Source organism: Pseudomonas sp. GL-B-19, from assembly GCF_019956415.1.
In the GTDB taxonomy this organism is placed as follows: domain Bacteria; phylum Pseudomonadota; class Gammaproteobacteria; order Pseudomonadales; family Pseudomonadaceae; genus Aquipseudomonas.
In genome coordinates this window covers 26,541-43,204 of sequence record NZ_JAHBDK010000046.1, presented here as the reverse complement: position 1 = coordinate 43,204, position 16,664 = coordinate 26,541, and the positions used below count along the sequence as shown (strand labels likewise).

The following is a 16,664-nucleotide window of genomic DNA, read 5'->3' as shown; positions in this document are numbered from 1 at the left end:
CCCGCTAGCGTCGAGCCTGCACGTTCTTTCCTGACCTGCTCGACCCAGCGGCGCAACGCAGTAGGGCCGATATCGAAGTTGGCGCAGACCTCAAGAATGGGCTGGTCTTCATCAAGCACCATGCTTGCAGCATTGAGCTTGAACTCGCTGGAATAGGACTTTCGCATCATCATGCACACCTTAGATTTGGGCGCCATCATAGCGCCCTATTGAGGTGTCCAATTTCATTAGGCCAGATCAGCTCGGCTCCTACAGGGGGGGATCGCCGTTGCTACAAGATTTGCGTCGGACAAAACTTAGAACGTGGTGGCAAACACCACTTGGCTGTAGAGGTTGTTGTCGGTGTTGCCCAACTGGGTGCCACCCTGGGCGGCGCTCTTGTCCGGCTGGTAAAGACCGAGCAGCGGCATGACGGTCAGGTGATCGTTGACGTGCCATTCGGCGTACAAATCAACCTCTTGGCCATCGGTGTTGCCCAGGTTGCGGTCGATGGTGTCGAAGTTGAATAACAACACGCCGACGTTGAGGTTTTGCAGTGGCGAGACTTTCAGCGAGACGTTCTGGATACGGGAGTTGGTGTTGAACGGACCGGCATAGTTACCGGCCACTTCACCCTGGAACCAGGTGCCGTAACCGCGACTGAAGCCGTAGAACAACGTGTCGTAATTTTCCGAGAAACGGCTGTAGCGGTAGCCGACATACGGTGTCCAGATCGCGTCGGAAAAGGTCCAGCCAGCTTCCAGGTACCAGGCGTCTTCGCTGCTGGTGTGCGGTTTATCCTCTTTGGCGTATTCACCGGACAGGAACAGGTCTTTCACCCCGGCGTTGCCCGTCGCACGCAAGGCGTAGGTCTTCATGCCATCGCGCTCAAGCTGCAACGGCGAGGCAAACTGCTTGTCGACATCGTTGGTATCGATGTAGGTCAGACCGACCGTGCCTGCGTCGGTGACGTGTTCGAGGGTGCCGACGTACATTTCGGTTTTGGCCTGGCCTCGGTTATCCGACTTCAGCCACATCAAGTCGCTGCGCCAGCCTTGCTTGCCACCGAGGCGCAAAACGGCGGTTTCGTCGAAGGCTTTACGGGCGGCGAGGTAGTAGGCGCCGCCGCGATTGAACTCGCCGTCGGCCAGGCCTTTGCCCAGGTTCAGCGCGTCGCCATCGATCAGGAAACCGTCGCCGACCACGATGTTCTGGCGACCGAAAGACAGGTCGACACCGTCATCCCCCAGCGCTTCAAACAGCTTGCCCGAGCGCCAGCCGAGGTAAGCGTCTTCGTACTTGGTGGTGCGTTCCGTACCGTCGGTGAAACCGGCGGCATCGCCGTCACCCCAGGTGCCGGAACTGAGCATATTGCCAGCGCCGTAAGCGGTGCCGAAGTCGGCCAGGCCTTTGTCGAAGCTCAGGCCGTATTTGATGTAGCCCTCGCGCCACGACGAGGAACCTTCGTCGAGACGGCCGGACAACGCGTAGTTTTCCTGGCTGTGGAACATGCCGAATACCGCTTCCAGCGTGGCGTTCAGGTGAGTGTCGTCATTGGCATAAAGTTCGTAGGCGTTGGCCTGGGCGGCACTGATCATCAGCGCGAGCGTCGAGAGACGAAGCAAGGGGGACTTGAGCATGGTGTGGCATCCATTCTTGTTCATGACCACAGGGTTGAGGTCTTTTTCGATACTAAGGCCCGGAACTTTTTCGCCCTTTTGTGTGGTTGCCAAAGAGTTGCCTGTGCTTGCCAAAATGCCCGGTTTGGCAGCCCCGCCAACACGACTGGCACGCAGGGCAAAACCTGCGCGTCACTGACCGCTGACAATCCGTATCAACCCTGCTGTTGCTTCCCCTCACGGATTCTCAAGGTCGCATTCTTATGTTCACTTCACAGAAATTCTCCCTCATGGGTTTGCTGTCACTGGTGTTGGCACAAACCGTGGTTGCCGCCGACTGCGCGCCCGACCAGGGCCACGGCGCCCAGGTGTTCGCCAATGAGTGCGGGGTCTGCCACTCCGTGAGCAAAGGCATGGCCGGGATGATGGGGCCGAACCTGTCGGGCGTGGTCGGGCGCAAGTCCGGCTCGCTCGAAGGCTTCAGCTACTCCCAGGCGATGCGCAGCAAAGATGTGACCTGGCAAGCCGAAACCATCAGCCAATTGATCACCCAACCCCAGGCCTATGTGCCCGGGACCTACATGCCCTACATGGGGCTGGCCTCCGCCGACGACCGTCAGGCGGTCGTTTGCTATCTCAAAGAACAACGCTAATCAGCCGGACTTCCAGGCTGAACCCCACGTTCGAACGACAGGTGAATTATGAGCAACGTTGAAATTCTGCCGCAGGTAGCTGCCTTCCTTGAGCGCCGCCATGGCTGCTTCATTGACGGGCAATGGGTGTTGGCGGATGGCCCGACTATCTCCGTGGTCAACCCGGCCACCGGGCAAACCCTTTGCGAAACCCTGGACGCGCCGCTGGACGTGGTCGAGCGCGCTGTGCAGTCGTCCCACGCCGCGTTCAAATCCGGCGTGTGGTCCGGTTTGCGTCCGGCCGACCGCGAACGCATTCTGCTGAACTTCACCGCACTGGTGGAGGCGCACGCCGAAGAGCTGGCGCAACTGGAAACCTTGAGTCAGGGCAAGTCGATCAACATGGCCCGCGCCCTCGACTTGAACGCCACCGTGGAGTTCATGCGCTACATGTCCGGCTGGGCGACCAAGATCGAAGGCCAGACCTTCGACGTGTCGATCCCGCTGCCACCGGGCGCCAAATTCACTGCGTTCACCAAGCGTGAGCCGGTGGGCGTGGTGGTCGGGATTGTGCCGTGGAACTTCCCGCTATTGATCGCCGCCTGGAAGCTGATGCCGGCGCTGGCCACCGGTTGCACCGTGATCATCAAACCGGCGATGGAAACCCCGTTGACCGCCATGCGCCTCGCTGAACTGGCGTTGGAAGCGGGTATTCCGGCCGGCGTGTTCAACGTCGTCACTGGTGGCGGCGCCTCGGTCGGTGGCGTGCTGACGGCGCATCCGTTGGTGAGCAAAGTGTCGTTCACCGGCTCCACCGCCGTGGGCAAAAGTGTCGGCGTGGCGTGCATGGAAAACATGACGCGCTTCTCGCTGGAACTGGGCGGCAAAAACCCGATGATCGTGTTGGCCGATGCCGACATCGAAAAAGCCGTTCAAGGCGCGATCCTCGGCGGCCTGCTGAACAACGGCCAGGTCTGCGCGGCAGCTTCGCGCTTCTATGTGCACCGTTCGATCCACGACCAATTCGTCGAAGCGCTAGCGGCGGCGGTATCCGCCATGCCTATCGGTGCCGGCATGAACTGCAATGCCGCGATCAATCCGCTGGTGTCGCGCAAGCAACAACAAAGCGTGCTCAAACACATCGAACTGGCTCGCAGCGAAGGCGCGCGAGTGGTGTCGGGCGGTGAGTTGGTGGAAGGCGAGGGCTTCTACGTGCAGCCGACCATTCTGGCCGACATCGACCACAGCATGGCCGTGGCCCGTGAAGAAGTGTTCGGCCCGGTGCTGGGCGTGATGCCGTTCGACGACGAAGACGCCGTGATCGCGCTGGCCAACGACAACCGCTACGGCCTGGCCGCCAGCCTGTGGACCAACGACCTTGGCAAAGCCATGAACCTGGTGCCGCGTATCGAGGCCGGCACGGTGTGGGTCAACGCCCACGTGTTGCTGGACCCGGCGATGCCGTTTGGTGGCGTTAAGCAATCGGGCATGGGCCGTGAGTTTGGTCGCGCGGTGATCGAGGCGTATACCGAGCTGAAATCGGTGTGCATCGCGCATTGATTGAGTGATTTGCAACGGCCCCTGCAACGGGGGCCGTTGGCTTGACTGACAAATGGAGACACGGGCGACGTGGAATCCATTGCTTCCAGTTAATAGGAAGCATTACTATTCGCACCCCGTCTCCACAGCACACCGCAATGACCCCCAAGCTGCCCCGCAGACATGGCTTTTTCGAGTATTACGAAGAGTTGGTTGGCACCTGGACCCGTCGCCTGAGAAATCGTCAGCAGGCCGAGGACCTGGCCCACGACACCTTCGTGCGGGTGCTTGAGTCGAATTCGGCGGGGGTGGAACAACCTCGGGCGTATCTGCACCAGACCGCGCGCAACATCGCGGTGGACGGTTATCGGCGTGAGGATCGGCGGGGCGCCATGGAGTCGGAGGCGATTGATCTCAGTGTGTCGTCGTCCGGCGACCCGGAGCACTACATGCAGGCGATCCAGTTGGCTGATTCCATCGAACGGGCGCTCACCGAGTTGCCGGTCAATTGCCGCAAGGTGTTTGTATGGCAAAAGATCGAAGGCCTGACCCAGGCTGAAATCGCCGAACGCCTGGGTCTGTCCAAGAACATGGTGGAAAAGTATATGATCCGCACCCTGCGGCATCTGCGTGACCGCCTCGACGGATCGCAACCATGAGCGGCCGCGCCTTCTCACCCCCAGCCAAGCAGGAACTTCCATGATGGATACTCGTGATTGTGCGTGCGGGCAAACAACGGTTCGCGACGATGCTGCGCGGTGGTTTGTGCGTTTGCAGGAACCGTCCGTGGACGTTGGGGAGTATCGGCGCTTCGAGGCCTGGCTGAACGAACATCCTCAACATCAAGACGAATACGAAATGCTTCAGGGCTTGTGGATGGCGGCTGACCTGGTGCCGGCCGCGCGCCTGCAAGCCTTGTGTGAAACCGCGCCGACTCACCGCGCACGTCAGCCGTGGGCGCGGTATGCGGTGGCGGCCAGTGTGGTGGCCGTGGCGCTGGGCGTGGGATGGTTCAGCGGATTGCATCGACCGGCGCCTTTTACCGCCGAATATTCCACGGAGCTGGGTGAACGTCGCCATGTGGTATTGCCGGACGGTTCGTTGGTAGACATGAACAGCCGTAGCCGTATTCAGGTGCGCTTTGAAAAAGACCGGCGTGGCATCGAGCTGACTGAGGGCGAAGCGATGTTCAGCGTCGAGCACGACACCAGCCGACCGTTTGTGGTCGAAGCGGGCAACGGCCAGGTGACGGTCACCGGCACGCGCTTCGATGTGCGCCGCGATCCGTCGCAAACCCGGGTGGCAGTGGAGCAGGGTACGGTCAAGGTTCGGGGGCAGGGCGCCGATGTCATTAGTCTCACTGCCGGCCTCGGCACTCGCATCGATGCCCAAGGGGTTGTCGCGGCGGCTTATGCGGTCAACCCGGCCGAGCTGGCCGCGTGGCGTAGCGGCAAACTGGTGTTCAACAACGCCAGCCTCAGCGAGGTGGCTGCCGAAGTGTCGCGTTACCGCGAGAAACCGCTCACCGTCGGCAACGACAAAGTCGGCAATCTGCGCATGACCAGCGTATCCAATTCCGACAACACCGACGCACTCATCAAGGCCTTGCCGAGCATCCTGCCGGTGGCCGTACGCACCCTCGATGACGGCAGTCAGGAAATAATTTCAAAATAAATTCAGGTTTTTTTCGAGTTCATCGTCTTCTTGTCCAACTGCAACTGGTTTGCATTAACAAACGCATGCGCTTGCGATCCACAGGACACTGTTCGACGTGAAAAACACCTCTGCCAACCCCAAACAATCCCATTGGTTGCCGCTGGCGCTCGCCTTGACGGTCAGCGCCGCGCTGCCCCAGGCGTTCGCCGCCGGTGGTATCCATATTCAGGCACAGCCGTTGGGCCAGGCCCTGAGCCAGTTGGGCCAGCAAACGTCGTTGCAGGTTTTTTTCAATCCTGAACTGGTCGCCGGCAAACAAGCCCCAGCTGTCGACGGCGACATCTCGCCGGAACAGGCCTTGCGCCAATTGCTGCAAGGTAGCGGTCTGCAATACCAGATCGATCAAGGCTCGGTCACGTTGACGCCCGCGCCGACGTCCGCTTCGAACGGGCCGCTGGAGTTGGACGTGACCGATATCAAAGTGGTCGGCGACTGGCTCGGCGATGCCGACGTGGCCTTGGTGCAGAACCATCCCGGCGCGCGTACGGTGGTTCGCCGCGAAGCGATGGTCGAGCAAGGCGCGATGAACGTTGGCGAGGTGCTCAAGCGCGTCCCCGGCGTGCAAGTGCAGGACGCCAACGGCACCGGTGGCAGCGATATTTCCCTGAACGTCGGGGTGCGCGGCCTGACCTCGCGCCTGTCGCCACGCTCCACCGTATTGATCGACGGCGTGCCGGCCGCGTTTGCGCCGTATGGTCAACCGCAGCTGTCGATGGCACCGATTTCCTCGGGCAACCTTGACAGCATCGACGTGGTGCGTGGCGCCGGATCTGTGCGTTACGGGCCACAAAACGTCGGTGGCGTGATCAACTTCGTGACGCGCGCGATCCCGCAAGAAGCCACCGGTGAAATTGGCACCACCCTGGAAACTTCGCAGTACGGTGGCTGGAAACACCTCGACACCGCGTTCCTCGGCGGCACTGCGGATAACGGCATCGGCATGGCGTTGTTGTATTCCGGGGTGAACGGCAACGGTTACCGCGAAAGCAACAACGGCAACGACATCTCCGATGTGCTCCTCAAGACCCAGTGGGCACCGACCGATGTCGACTATTTCAGCCTCAACTTTCACTACTACGACGCCAACGCCGACATGCCCGGCGGCCTGACGCAACAGCAGTACGACGCTGACCCGTTCCAGTCCGTGCGCGACAACGACAACTTCAGCGGCCGCCGCAAGGACGTGTCGTTCCGGTGGGCACGGCAGATCGACGACCGTACCCAAGCCGAAGTACTGACGTACTACACCGACAGTTTTCGTGGCAGCAACATCGCTGCCCGCGACCAGAAAACCCTGAGTTCTTACCCGCGCACTTACTACACCTTTGGCATCGAACCACGGGTGTCCCATGTGTTTGAGGCGGGCCCGACCACTCAGGAAGTCAGCGTCGGCTATCGCTACCTCAAAGAAGCCATGCACGAAGAGACGAGCCGTGTCGCCCTGGTGAACAATCAGCCGGTGCTGACCCCGACCTCTGACGGCCACGTGTTCCAGGACCGTACCGGCGGCACCGAAGCCAACTCGGTGTACCTCGACAATAAAATCGACGTCGGCAACTGGACCGTGACCCCGGGCATTCGCTTCGAACACATCAGCACGGACTGGCATGACCGCCCGGTGCTCGACACTGCCGGCAAGCGCGTGCCGGAGAAGAACCGCAGCATCGAAAGCAACGAACCGCTGCCGGCCCTGAGCGTGATGTATCACCTGTCCGAAGAGTGGAAGCTGTTCGCCAACTACGAAACCTCGTTCGGCAGCCTGCAATATTTCCAGCTCGGCCAGGGCGGTATAGGTGACAGCACCGCCAATGGCCTGGAGCCGGAAAAAGCCAAGACTTACGAGGTCGGCACGCGCTACAACGATGAAGTATGGGGCGGGGAAGTGACGCTGTTCTACATCGACTTCGATGACGAGCTGCAATACATCAGCAACGACGTGGGCTGGACCAACCTCGGCGCGACCAAGCACCAGGGCCTGGAAGCGTCGGTGCATTACGACCTGTCCGCGCTCAACCCGATGCTCGACGGCCTGACTGCCTACAGCGGTTTCACCTACACCCGTGCGACTTATGAAGGCGATATTCCAGGCTTCAAGGGCCGGGATTTGCCGTTCTATTCGCGTCAGGTGGCCACCGCCGGGCTGCGTTACGATATCAATCGCTGGACCTACAACCTCGATGCGTATGCCCAGTCCAAGCAGCGTTCGCCGGGCACAGGCGTGAACGCAGATGGCAGCTTCAACGGCAATTACATTACCGAAGGATCAGCGGACGGCCAGTTTGGCGACATTCCGGGTTACATGACCTGGAACGTGCGCGGTGGGTATGACTTCGGTTCGCAGCTGTCAAACCTGAAGCTCGGCGCCGGGGTGAAAAACATCTTCGACAAGCAATACTTCACCCGGTCCAGCGACAACAACTCGGGGATGTATGTGGGTGCACCGCGTACGTTCTTTGTGCAGGCCAGTGTGGGGTTCTAAAAGACCGAGGTGACCCCATCGCCAGCAGGCTGGCTCCCACATTGATCTCCTTCATACACAGATATTGTGTTTGCTGAAGATCCCCTGTGGGAGCCAGCCTGCTGGCGATTGCTTTATCAGGCTTTCAACACCTTGCCGCCGATGGCCACCGCCACCAGCAGCAACGCCATCAACCCAAAGGCAAAACTCAAACTGCTGCCATGGGCGACAAACCCGATCACCGCCGGGCCGGCGAGGATGCCGGCGTAGCCCAGCGTGGTGATGGCCGGCACGGCGATGTGCTCGGGCATGACAGTCTGTTTGCCGACGGCGGTGTACAGCACCGGCACAATGTTCGAACACCCCGCGCCCAGTAGTGCATAACCCGCCAGCGCCGCCTCCCAGGCCGGTGCGAACGTGGCCAGCGCCAGGCCCGCTGCGGCCGTCAGCCCACCGAACACAATTACCCGCGTAGCACCCAGACGCCGGACAATCCGGTCACCGGTCAAGCGCCCGGCTGTCATGGTCAACGCAAAGGCCGCATACCCCAGGCCCGCATACGCCGTGTCGATCCCGCGCTCTTGTGCCAGGAACACCGCGCTCCAGTCGAGCGCTGCGCCTTCGGCCAGGAACACGATGAAGCACATCCCGCCAATAAACAGCACGATGCCATGGGGCACGGCAAACACCGGCCCAGTGCTTTCGCTGGCGTAAGGCAACAGGTGCGGCGCAGCTTTCAGCAAGGCCAGCACCAGCACCGTAATCACTACCAACATCGCGCCCAGCGGTGACATTCCAAAGCCGAGCAGGCCGCTGACGCCCGCCGCACCGACGATCCCGCCCAGGCTGAACATCCCGTGAAAGCCGGACATCATGTTCTTGCCACTGGCCCGTTCGACGATCACCGCTTGCAGGTTGACCGTCGAATCCACCGTGCCCAGCCCGGCGCCGAACATGAACAGCGTGGCGATCAACGCCGGCACGGTCGACACCGTCGCCAGCAACGGCAAGGCCGCGCAAATCAGCAACGTTCCGCCCGCCGTCACGCGCCGGCAACCGAACCGCGCGGCCAACATCCCGGCCAACGGCATCGCCAGAATCGACCCCACCCCGAGGCACAACAGCAACACACCGAGCGTCCCTTCATCCAGCCCGGCCCGCGCCTTGGCATAAGGCACCAGCGGCGCCCAGGCGGCGATGCCGAGACCGGCAATGAAGAACGCCACGCGGGTGGACATCTGCTCCAGTCGGCCGGGAACCAGTGGGGTTTGGGTGTGGAAATGGGTCATATCAATCCTTGGCAAAAAACGTCGCATCCCCAAGGGACACTGACTGATCCCGCGGGTTCGATCAGTGTCCGCAGCAGTTCGCGGCCCGACAGGTCCACATCCTTGCACAGCCTGTCGCTGTTTCGCGATATCGTCGATAAATTGAGTGTTCAGACAGGAGGCGACATGACGCAGATGTACGATGCACGGGGCAATATTTATATCGTCGTGGCACCTGATGCCGTGCGTGATAGCGGAATCGATCTGCCCGAACAGGCCGACTTTGCCGCACAAACCCGAGAGAACTGGGCGTTGGCGGCCATCGAGGCGTTTTGTGGTTGGGCCTCCGGCACTCAGCCGCCCGGCAGCAAAGACCATCGCAGTGACGGCTTGCTGGTCGGGCCGTTTCAATCGGTGCCGCCTTATGACTTGCTGATCGTCAACACCGACGGCACGTTAGCCGAACGCAGTGGCAATGGGCTGACAATTTTTTCTCAGGCGCTTAGTGAGCACGGATTGATGCCGATGGAGGATGGGTGCCTGTTGCGGGTTCATCACGACAAGACGGACGCGGTTTCGCCGGGGGAGACGTCAGTCAAACCGGCCGAGGTCGATGGTGTGCAAGGATTCTGGCTGGATTTGGGGAAACCTTCGTTAGGGCCACAAGCGGTGGGCGCGCAAGGGGTTGAAAGCGTGCTGTTGAATGAGCGAGAAGTCAGCCATGTGCGGCCATTGTCCGCGCTTGAACCAGCCTGGAATCGCAGCCAGTTTGTGCGCATCGGCAATCCGCATTGCGTGACGCTGGTGGCGAGCGCCGCTGCATTACCGAGCAATGAGCAAATGCGTGAATCACCGTTGGCAGAAGGATTGATGCGGATTGCTTATGCCATGCCGACCGGAGCCGGTGAACCGTGTCCGGCAGGGGTGAATGTGCAGTGGGCGACGCTTGAATCTGAAGGCCAGGTCGTAGCGCGGGTGTTTGAGCGCGGGGAAGGGCCGACGGCGTCGTCGGGCACTAGCGCCAGTGCCGTGGCTTGCGCGGCGTGGCGGGTGGGTTGGGTGGCGGCAGGTGAAGTGAAAGTGGTGATGCCGGGCGGCACGGCGCCGATTTTGCTGGAAGAAGTGGAAGGGGAATTGAGTCGGGTCAGGCTGTTTGGCACGGCTCGGTTGATGGGGTGAAGTCAAGAAAGCAATCGCCAGCAGGCTGGCTCCCACATTGGTTCTGTGTCGTTCACACATCCCTGTGGGAGCCAGCCTGCTGGCGATGGGGCCCTGGCATTCAGCGAAAATTCAAAACTGATTTGGCCATTCCACCACCGGCATCGTCCGCTTCATCAGCAACTTGCCCCCGCGAACTGAATACAGCGGCAAGCCCTGGCTGCGAATTACCTCATAGTCACTGTCCGCCGACAGCACCAGCAAATTCGCCGGCCGTCCCGCTTCCAGGCCATATCGCTCGCCGAGGTTCATCGCCTTGGCGCTGTTGTCCGTCACCAGGTCCAGCGCGCTTTGCAGGTTCCGATACCCAAGCATGTGGCAGATGTGCAACCCGGCTTCGAGCACCCGCAGGATGTTGCCATTGCCCAGCGGATACCACGGGTCAACGATCGAGTCCTGGCCGAAACACACGTTCATCCCCGCTTCGAGCAACTCGTTGACGCGGGTCACGCCACGGCGTTTCGGGAAGGTGTCGAAGCGTCCTTGCAGGTGAATGCTTTCAGTGGGGCAGGAGACAAAACTGATCCCCGAATGCCCAAGCAGGCGAAAGAGTTTGGCGCAGTAAGCGTTGTCGTAAGAGCCCATCGCGGTGGTGTGGCTGGCGGTGACCCGCGAACCCATGTCGCGACTGCGGGCCTCTTCGGCAAGCACTTCGAGGAAGCGCGAATGCGGGTCGTCGGTTTCGTCGCAGTGCACGTCTACCAGACAACCGGTGCGCTCGGCCAGGTCCATCAGGAACTTCACCGAACTGACACCCTGATCGCGGGTGTACTCGAAGTGCGGAATGCCGCCGACCACATCGGCGCCCATGCGGATCGCTTCCTCCATCAGCTCCCGGCCATTGCGGTACGACTCGATGCCTTCCTGCGGGAACGCGACGATTTGCAGGTCGATCAGGTGACGGCTTTCCTCGCGCACCTCCAGCATCGCCTTGAGCGCGGTGAGCTGCGGGTCGGTGACGTCGACATGGGTGCGCACATGCTGGATGCCGTGGGCGGCGAGGGTCTGGATGGTCTTCTTGGCGCGGGTTTTGGTGTCTTCCTCGGTGATCGTCACCTTGCGCTCGCCCCAGCACTCGATGCCTTCGAACAGCGTGCCGCTCATGTTCCAGCGCGGCTGGCCGGCGGTCAGCGTAGCGTCGAGGTGAATGTGTGGCTCGACGAAGGGAGGCACCACCAGGTTGCCGCCGGCGTCCAGGTCGTCGGGACCCAGGGTCGGGGCTTCGGTCTGCCGGGCGATGGTGCGGATCAGGCCGTTTTCCAGGTGCAACTCATGCAGGCCTTCTTGGTTGCGCAGGCGGGCGTTGATGATATGCATCAGGCGAGTCCTTTTATAAATCTTGCTGGGGGGCATGGACGGTTCGAACACCGAGCACGGCGGTCAATAACATATACGTTAGCGCGGCAGCGGCAATCCCTACCAGCGGCGCGACCCATGGCGAACTGAAAGCGGCCACGGTGCCGACGGCATAGGCCGTCAAACCCGACCAGTTGAATGCGGGCAACCGTGCGTTGGCCAACTTGGGATAATGACCTCGATAGCGAAAGAAAAAGTCCGCCATGATCACGCCACCTATTGGCGGAATCACCGTGCCCAGCAGAATCAGGTACGGCACCAGCATGTCGTACATGCCCAGTAGTGCCAGCAGCGTGCCGATAACCGCGCCGCCCAAGGTCACGGTTTTGCGCCGGCCGGTGCGCAGCAGGTTGCATCCTGCGACGGCGAAGTTGTAGATGGTGTTGTCCTGGGTGCTCCAGATGTTGATCAGCAACATCGCCATCGCGGCCATCGCAAAACCTTGCAATAGCAGCACCTCGACCACGTCCGGTTGTTGGTAGACGATGGCCCCGTAGGCGCCGATCACCACCATCAATCCGTTACCGAAGAAGAACCCGATCAGGCTCGCCAGCACCGCGACCCGTGCCGAGCGCGAGAAGCGCGTCCAGTTGGTGGCCTGGGTCGCACCGCTGACAAACGTGCCGAACACCAGGGTCACGGCGGTCGACCAATCCAGCGTTTCCGTGGGCACTACGGCGAGCAAACCATCGAGCCCGCCGATTTTTACCGTCGCCACCCACATCGACAGCGTCAGCAGCAGCATCATTGCCGGAACAGCGATGTAAGAAAGAATTTCCAGCCCGCGATAACCGACATAGGCGGTCGCACAAAATATCATCCCGAACAGCACCATCAGCCCGAGAACCGTGCCCTCGCTCAATTCGAAATACTTGCCCAACACCACAGCGGCAGTGGCCGTACCCCAGGCGTACCAGCCGATTTGGGTAAAACCGAGGATCAGGTCACTGAGCTTGCTGCCCACTTCACCGAAGCAGAAACGGCCCATCAGCACCGAGTTGAGTCCGCTTTTGAACGCAATAAAGCCCAGCGCGGCGGCATAGATTCCCAGCAACAGATTGCCGACAATAATCACCGCCATCATCTCGGCAAAGTCGAACGCCACACCGAGCTTGCCGCCGGCAAACATGGTGGCGGTGAAGAAGGTGAAACCCAGCAGCACCATGGCCGTGGAGGCGAGGCCTTTGCGGGCATGCATCGGGACTTCGCTGAGGGGGTAGTCGTTGCCCGGGTCGTTCTGCGTCATGTGGCGTTCCTTGCAAAATGGGGGAGGACGCGGTGAGGGTTGCAGTGGTCGTGCCAAGGGTGTGGATGTGGTTATTTATAGACGAACGCCAGTATTTGGCCGGGAATGTGGCCCGAAATCGGAGTACCTGAAGCAACACATTCCCCTTGTGGGAGCAAGTCTGCTCGCTCCCACAAGGGGGTTGGGGGGTTCAGGGGGAAAAGTGTAGGGGTAAGAATTTCAGCAACGCGGCAACAATCGCTTCCGGTGCATCTTCCTGAACCAGATGCCCTGCATTGGGGACCGGGTGAAATTGCGAGCCGGCAATCATCTGGTGCAAGGCCCGTCCGCGTTCGATGGGGATCCACTGATCGTCCTCGCCCCACAGAATCTGCACCGGGCACCGAATGGTCGGGTACAAACCTTCAGCCTCGCGGGTATAGCGCTCGTCCATCTGCGCAATCTGCCGGTAGAACGCTGCTTGCCCCGGCTCCCCCAGCCACGGCTGCACGTACGGTGCGAGTTCTTCATCGGGGATGTCGCGTTTGATCGCCCCGCGAATGTAGGCCGGCACGATGGCTCGCTGGATGTAATCCGGCACGCCACTGAACGCGGCTTCATGCTGGCGCACATGCTGCACGAACGGTGAACCCCAGGGTGTCAGCGCCACCGGGTCGATCAGCGTCAGGCTGCGGTAATCCTTGCCGTTCAGCAGATGAGTGCGCAGGGCGGTAGCGCCGCCGAAATCGTGAGCCACCACGTCTGGCCGCTCGATTGCCCAGTGATCGAGCAAATGCGCCAGCAACTCGTTCTGCACACCCAGCGAAACGTCACCGTCGATTTTCTCCGATTGGCCATAGCCCAGCAGGTCGAAATAATGCACGCGGTGCGTGGCAATGAAGTGCGGGGCGATGCGGTGCCACACATAAGAAGAGAAGGGCGTGCCATGCACGAACACCAGTGGCGGACCTTCGCCGTGCACGGCGTAGTAAATCCGGTGCCCGTTGAAGCGGTATTGGCGGTCCAGCAGCCAGTCAGCCATTTGCTTGTCCTCTTGGCAGGGTGCGAGGCAAAAAGCATAGGCATAAAAAAGCCACCGCTGAGGGTGGCTTGATTATTCACTGACGAAACGCAGTCTTCATTGTAGGAGCTGGCTTGCCAGCGAAAGCGGTGTGTCAGTCGACATCATCGTTACCTGACACGCCGCCTTCGCTGGCAAGTCGGATCGCCGCACCGCAGCTCCTACAAGGGCGGGTTACTCGCCGTGATAGATGCAGCCGCTGGTGCACGTCTCGTGGATACGGATCGCGCTGAGCTCCGGCAGCAGGGGCTTCATTTCATTCCAGATGAATTTGGCCAGCACTTCACTGGTCGGGTTTTCCAGGCCGGGAATGTCGTTCAGGTAGTTGTGGTCCAGACGCTCGTAAAGCGGCTTGAAGATCGCCTTGATTTCCGAGAAGTCGCGGATCCAGCCGGTGTGCGGATCGAGGTCGCCGCTCAAGTGGATCGCCACTTTGAACGAGTGACCGTGGAGGCGGCCGCACTTGTGGCCTTCCGGTACGTGGGGCAGGCGGTGGGCGGATTCGAACGTAAACTCTTTGAAGATTTCCACAGTGATTTCAGCTCTGTCAGGTGGCGATCGCCGCGGCGATGTGGGCAGGTGGCGAGTTTAACAGAGCTGCGGGCGAAACACTGACTAAAGGGTCAGCAAGCGCTCGCCGAGGCGACCATTGGCGGCCAGTTCGAGGAATTCGTCACCGAGGCGACGGCTTTCATCCATCGTGGCGCGCCAGTATTTCTGCCGGGTCGGCGCGTCTCCCATGAAGCGCTTGAAATCGTTACGGTCCGGCAGTTTGCCGTAGGGCAAGCGCGCCAGATACTCCTTGGACGGTGCCAGCAGCAGAACATCCTGCAAGCGCGCGGTGCAGGCACGGCGCCATGGCAGGGCCTTGTCGAACCAGCCGGGAATCACCCGGTCGGTGAAATGCGGATACAGCACGATGTCGTCGCCGCTGTAGGGCAGATCCAGGTGATAGTCGAGCAAACCGCCATCGCGGAACGTTCCCGCGCCCGCACCGGGCAAGTCGCGCACGCCTTCCATCACCATCGGGATCGAGCCCGAAGCCAGCAGCGCCTGGCGCAGATTGCCGGCGTTCAGCGCGACGAAGCGCGAGGGGAAGTCATTCAGCGCATTGACCGGCGGCGCCAGGCGCGGGTCGTGGATGATCAGCCGTTCGAAATGCCGCGACAGCCGAGCGCGCCCGCGCAGGTTGTCGGCGATCACGGATCCCAGCGCCAGCCCGAGTCGGCCACGATGGTCGTGTGCCAACAGGCCGTGGCTTTTGACCACCATGATGTTCAGTCGGTAATGCACGTTGCTCAAGATCGAGGCATCGCGACCGTTCAGCAGTTCATCGAGCATGCGCTGCGAGCTCTGGCTGATCTGCGCCATGGTCACGCCCTTGGCGAAATTCTGCTCCGTGTACAAATGCCCGAGGCGCCGGATGCCTTCGGCGGCGTCCGGCAGGCAGGCGCTGGCGAAGCGCCAGGAACCGACCGAGGCGCCAATCAGTGAACGCTCGCGCGGTGCGGCCGGCAGCCATTCGCCAAACAACGCCAGGTCCAGACCTTGAATCCCCAAGGCCTTCGGCCCGCCGGCGGCACCCGGCAGCGTCCCGACATCGGCGGCGCTCAAGCCATCTTTACGGATGCGCGCGAACGCACGCGGGCCGGCCTTGAGGGTCAGGGAAGGGAACTTGATGTGGATAGCGGTCATACCAGTCTCGATGTTTGGCAAGCGCAAGATTATAAACATGCAACACGGTCATTGTAGGAGTGAGCCTGCTCGCGATAGCGGTGTATCAGTCACCGTAAATGTTGAATATCAGGCAGCCATCGCGAGCAGGCTCACTCCTACAGGGCTTTTTGGAGGGGCTGCAATTCCGTGGAGTCGTCTTCAATGATGGCAATTCAGTTTCAATTAAGTTCAGCTCGCTAAGGTGCCTCCCGTAAGCAACACATAAAAAATCCGGAGACACCCATGAACACCCTGACTGCCCTGTTCAGCGCCTCGATCATCGCCATGACCGCCAGCCTCGCCCACGCTCGCGACCTTGGCCCCGATGAAGCCCTGAGGCTGCGTGACGCTGGTACCATTGCGTCTTTCGAGAAGCTCAATGCCACCGCTCTGGCCAAGCACCCCGGTTCGACGGTGACCCAAACCGAACTGGAAGAAGAGTACGGCAAGTACATCTATCAGGTTGAGCTACGCGATCCACAGGACATCGAGTGGGACGTGGAATTAGACGCTGTCAGCGGCCAGGTTCTCAAGGATCATCAGGATACGTAATGAAGGTGCGTTCATTCTCACGCATGGCGCTGGTGCTTCTGGCGTTTTGCTCGGCGGTCCTGGCCCGCGACCTGGATCAGGACGAAGCCCTGCGCCTGCGCCAACAGGGGATAATCCTGCCGCTGGAGCAATTGCTGCAACAGGCGCTGGATCGCTATCCCGGCGCCAAGCTGCTGGAAGCCGAGCTTGAAGAAAAGCACGACGTCTACATTTATGAAGTCGAGCTGCTGACCCCCGAAGGCGTGGTTCGTGAACTGGACATTGAGGCCGCCACCGGCCGTTTACTGAAAGACAAGGAAGATTGA

The 16,664-nt window shown here is 60.8% G+C and carries 16 protein-coding genes; 8 read left to right on the top strand and 8 right to left on the bottom strand.

The features are described 5' to 3' along the window. A partial coding sequence (locus KGB06_RS19195; RefSeq protein WP_223511913.1) for a transposase occupies nucleotides 1–167 on the bottom strand: 167 nt, incomplete at its 3' end. A gap of 129 nt (nucleotides 168–296) precedes the next feature. Beyond that, nucleotides 297–1,619, bottom strand: coding sequence for an alginate export family protein (locus tag KGB06_RS19190; RefSeq protein ID WP_223518553.1), 1,323 nt, complete (start codon nucleotides 1,617–1,619; stop codon nucleotides 297–299). Nucleotides 1,620–1,861: 242 nt separating this feature from the next. On the opposite strand from KGB06_RS19190, the gene KGB06_RS19185 reads away from it, so the two are divergent. The 5 genes from KGB06_RS19185 to KGB06_RS19165 all read left to right on the top strand — a co-directional run bounded on the left by KGB06_RS19185 (nucleotide 1,862) and on the right by KGB06_RS19165 (nucleotide 7,964). After that, nucleotides 1,862–2,251, top strand: a complete 390-nt coding sequence (locus KGB06_RS19185; RefSeq protein WP_223518551.1) for a c-type cytochrome — start codon at nucleotides 1,862–1,864, stop codon at nucleotides 2,249–2,251. 48 nt (nucleotides 2,252–2,299) lie between these two features. Continuing rightward, nucleotides 2,300–3,790, top strand: a complete 1,491-nt coding sequence (locus KGB06_RS19180; RefSeq protein WP_223518549.1) for an aldehyde dehydrogenase family protein — start codon at nucleotides 2,300–2,302, stop codon at nucleotides 3,788–3,790. Between the two features lie 137 nt (nucleotides 3,791–3,927). Next, nucleotides 3,928–4,428: a sigma-70 family RNA polymerase sigma factor gene (locus KGB06_RS19175; protein WP_223518548.1), complete on the top strand. Its 501-nt coding sequence runs from the start codon at nucleotides 3,928–3,930 to the stop codon at nucleotides 4,426–4,428. Nucleotides 4,429–4,468: 40 nt separating this feature from the next. Next, on the top strand, nucleotides 4,469–5,443 hold the full coding sequence (locus KGB06_RS19170) for a FecR family protein (RefSeq protein ID WP_223518546.1): 975 nt from the start codon (nucleotides 4,469–4,471) through the stop codon (nucleotides 5,441–5,443). Nucleotides 5,444–5,540: 97 nt separating this feature from the next. Beyond that, the gene (locus tag KGB06_RS19165) at nucleotides 5,541–7,964 is read left to right on the top strand and encodes a TonB-dependent siderophore receptor (protein WP_223518545.1); all 2,424 of its coding nucleotides are present in this window, start codon (nucleotides 5,541–5,543) and stop codon (nucleotides 7,962–7,964) included. A gap of 116 nt (nucleotides 7,965–8,080) precedes the next feature. Here the strand turns inward: KGB06_RS19165 and KGB06_RS19160 are convergent, their stop codons facing one another. Continuing rightward, nucleotides 8,081–9,232, bottom strand: coding sequence for an MFS transporter (locus KGB06_RS19160; protein ID WP_223518544.1), 1,152 nt, complete (start codon nucleotides 9,230–9,232; stop codon nucleotides 8,081–8,083). A gap of 165 nt (nucleotides 9,233–9,397) precedes the next feature. Between KGB06_RS19160 and KGB06_RS19155 the strand changes: the two genes are divergently transcribed. After that, complete coding sequence (locus KGB06_RS19155; RefSeq protein ID WP_223518543.1) at nucleotides 9,398–10,390, top strand: diaminopimelate epimerase; 993 nt, start codon at nucleotides 9,398–9,400, stop codon at nucleotides 10,388–10,390. 111 nt (nucleotides 10,391–10,501) lie between these two features. Here the strand turns inward: KGB06_RS19155 and codA are convergent, their stop codons facing one another. The 5 genes from codA to KGB06_RS19130 form a co-directional block, all read right to left on the bottom strand. After that, a complete protein-coding gene (codA, locus tag KGB06_RS19150; RefSeq protein ID WP_223518542.1) occupies nucleotides 10,502–11,746 on the bottom strand; it encodes a cytosine deaminase in 1,245 nt (414 codons plus the stop codon). 13 nt (nucleotides 11,747–11,759) lie between these two features. After that, the gene (codB, locus tag KGB06_RS19145; protein WP_223518541.1) at nucleotides 11,760–13,031 is read right to left on the bottom strand and encodes a cytosine permease; all 1,272 of its coding nucleotides are present in this window, start codon (nucleotides 13,029–13,031) and stop codon (nucleotides 11,760–11,762) included. Nucleotides 13,032–13,221: 190 nt separating this feature from the next. Beyond that, a complete protein-coding gene (locus tag KGB06_RS19140; protein WP_223518540.1) occupies nucleotides 13,222–14,052 on the bottom strand; it encodes an alpha/beta fold hydrolase in 831 nt (276 codons plus the stop codon). Between the two features lie 213 nt (nucleotides 14,053–14,265). Further along, entirely contained in the window at nucleotides 14,266–14,622 is a 357-nt protein-coding gene (gene queD / locus KGB06_RS19135) for a 6-carboxytetrahydropterin synthase QueD (protein WP_095078867.1), read from the bottom strand. Between the two features lie 84 nt (nucleotides 14,623–14,706). Further along, the gene (locus KGB06_RS19130; protein ID WP_223518539.1) at nucleotides 14,707–15,786 is read right to left on the bottom strand and encodes a patatin-like phospholipase family protein; all 1,080 of its coding nucleotides are present in this window, start codon (nucleotides 15,784–15,786) and stop codon (nucleotides 14,707–14,709) included. A gap of 264 nt (nucleotides 15,787–16,050) precedes the next feature. Here KGB06_RS19130 and KGB06_RS19125 point away from each other — a divergent pair, with 264 nt between their 5' ends. Both KGB06_RS19125 and KGB06_RS19120 read left to right on the top strand, forming a co-directional pair. Beyond that, a complete protein-coding gene (locus KGB06_RS19125) occupies nucleotides 16,051–16,359 on the top strand; it encodes a PepSY domain-containing protein (protein ID WP_223518538.1) in 309 nt (102 codons plus the stop codon). Next, nucleotides 16,359–16,664, top strand: coding sequence for a PepSY domain-containing protein (locus tag KGB06_RS19120; protein WP_223518537.1), 306 nt, complete (start codon nucleotides 16,359–16,361; stop codon nucleotides 16,662–16,664). The genes KGB06_RS19125 and KGB06_RS19120 overlap by 1 nt, the downstream gene beginning before the upstream one ends.

What these genes read in the sequence shown, in the direction of transcription:
- KGB06_RS19180 (WP_223518549.1), top strand. Translation starts at nt 2,300, where the DNA reads ATGAGCAACGTTGAAATTCTGCCGCAGGTAGCTGCCTTCCTTGAGCGC.
- KGB06_RS19190 (WP_223518553.1), bottom strand. Translation starts at nt 1,619, where the DNA reads ATGCTCAAGTCCCCCTTGCTTCGTCTCTCGACGCTCGCGCTGATGATC.
- KGB06_RS19170 (WP_223518546.1), top strand. Translation starts at nt 4,469, where the DNA reads ATGATGGATACTCGTGATTGTGCGTGCGGGCAAACAACGGTTCGCGAC.
- KGB06_RS19140 (WP_223518540.1), bottom strand. Translation starts at nt 14,052, where the DNA reads ATGGCTGACTGGCTGCTGGACCGCCAATACCGCTTCAACGGGCACCGG.
- KGB06_RS19160 (WP_223518544.1), bottom strand. Translation starts at nt 9,232, where the DNA reads ATGACCCATTTCCACACCCAAACCCCACTGGTTCCCGGCCGACTGGAG.
- KGB06_RS19155 (WP_223518543.1), top strand. Translation starts at nt 9,398, where the DNA reads ATGACGCAGATGTACGATGCACGGGGCAATATTTATATCGTCGTGGCA.
- KGB06_RS19175 (WP_223518548.1), top strand. Translation starts at nt 3,928, where the DNA reads ATGACCCCCAAGCTGCCCCGCAGACATGGCTTTTTCGAGTATTACGAA.
- KGB06_RS19185 (WP_223518551.1), top strand. Translation starts at nt 1,862, where the DNA reads ATGTTCACTTCACAGAAATTCTCCCTCATGGGTTTGCTGTCACTGGTG.
- KGB06_RS19125 (WP_223518538.1), top strand. Translation starts at nt 16,051, where the DNA reads ATGAACACCCTGACTGCCCTGTTCAGCGCCTCGATCATCGCCATGACC.
- codB (WP_223518541.1), bottom strand. Translation starts at nt 13,031, where the DNA reads ATGACGCAGAACGACCCGGGCAACGACTACCCCCTCAGCGAAGTCCCG.
- KGB06_RS19130 (WP_223518539.1), bottom strand. Translation starts at nt 15,786, where the DNA reads ATGACCGCTATCCACATCAAGTTCCCTTCCCTGACCCTCAAGGCCGGC.
- codA (WP_223518542.1), bottom strand. Translation starts at nt 11,746, where the DNA reads ATGCATATCATCAACGCCCGCCTGCGCAACCAAGAAGGCCTGCATGAG.
- KGB06_RS19120 (WP_223518537.1), top strand. Translation starts at nt 16,359, where the DNA reads ATGAAGGTGCGTTCATTCTCACGCATGGCGCTGGTGCTTCTGGCGTTT.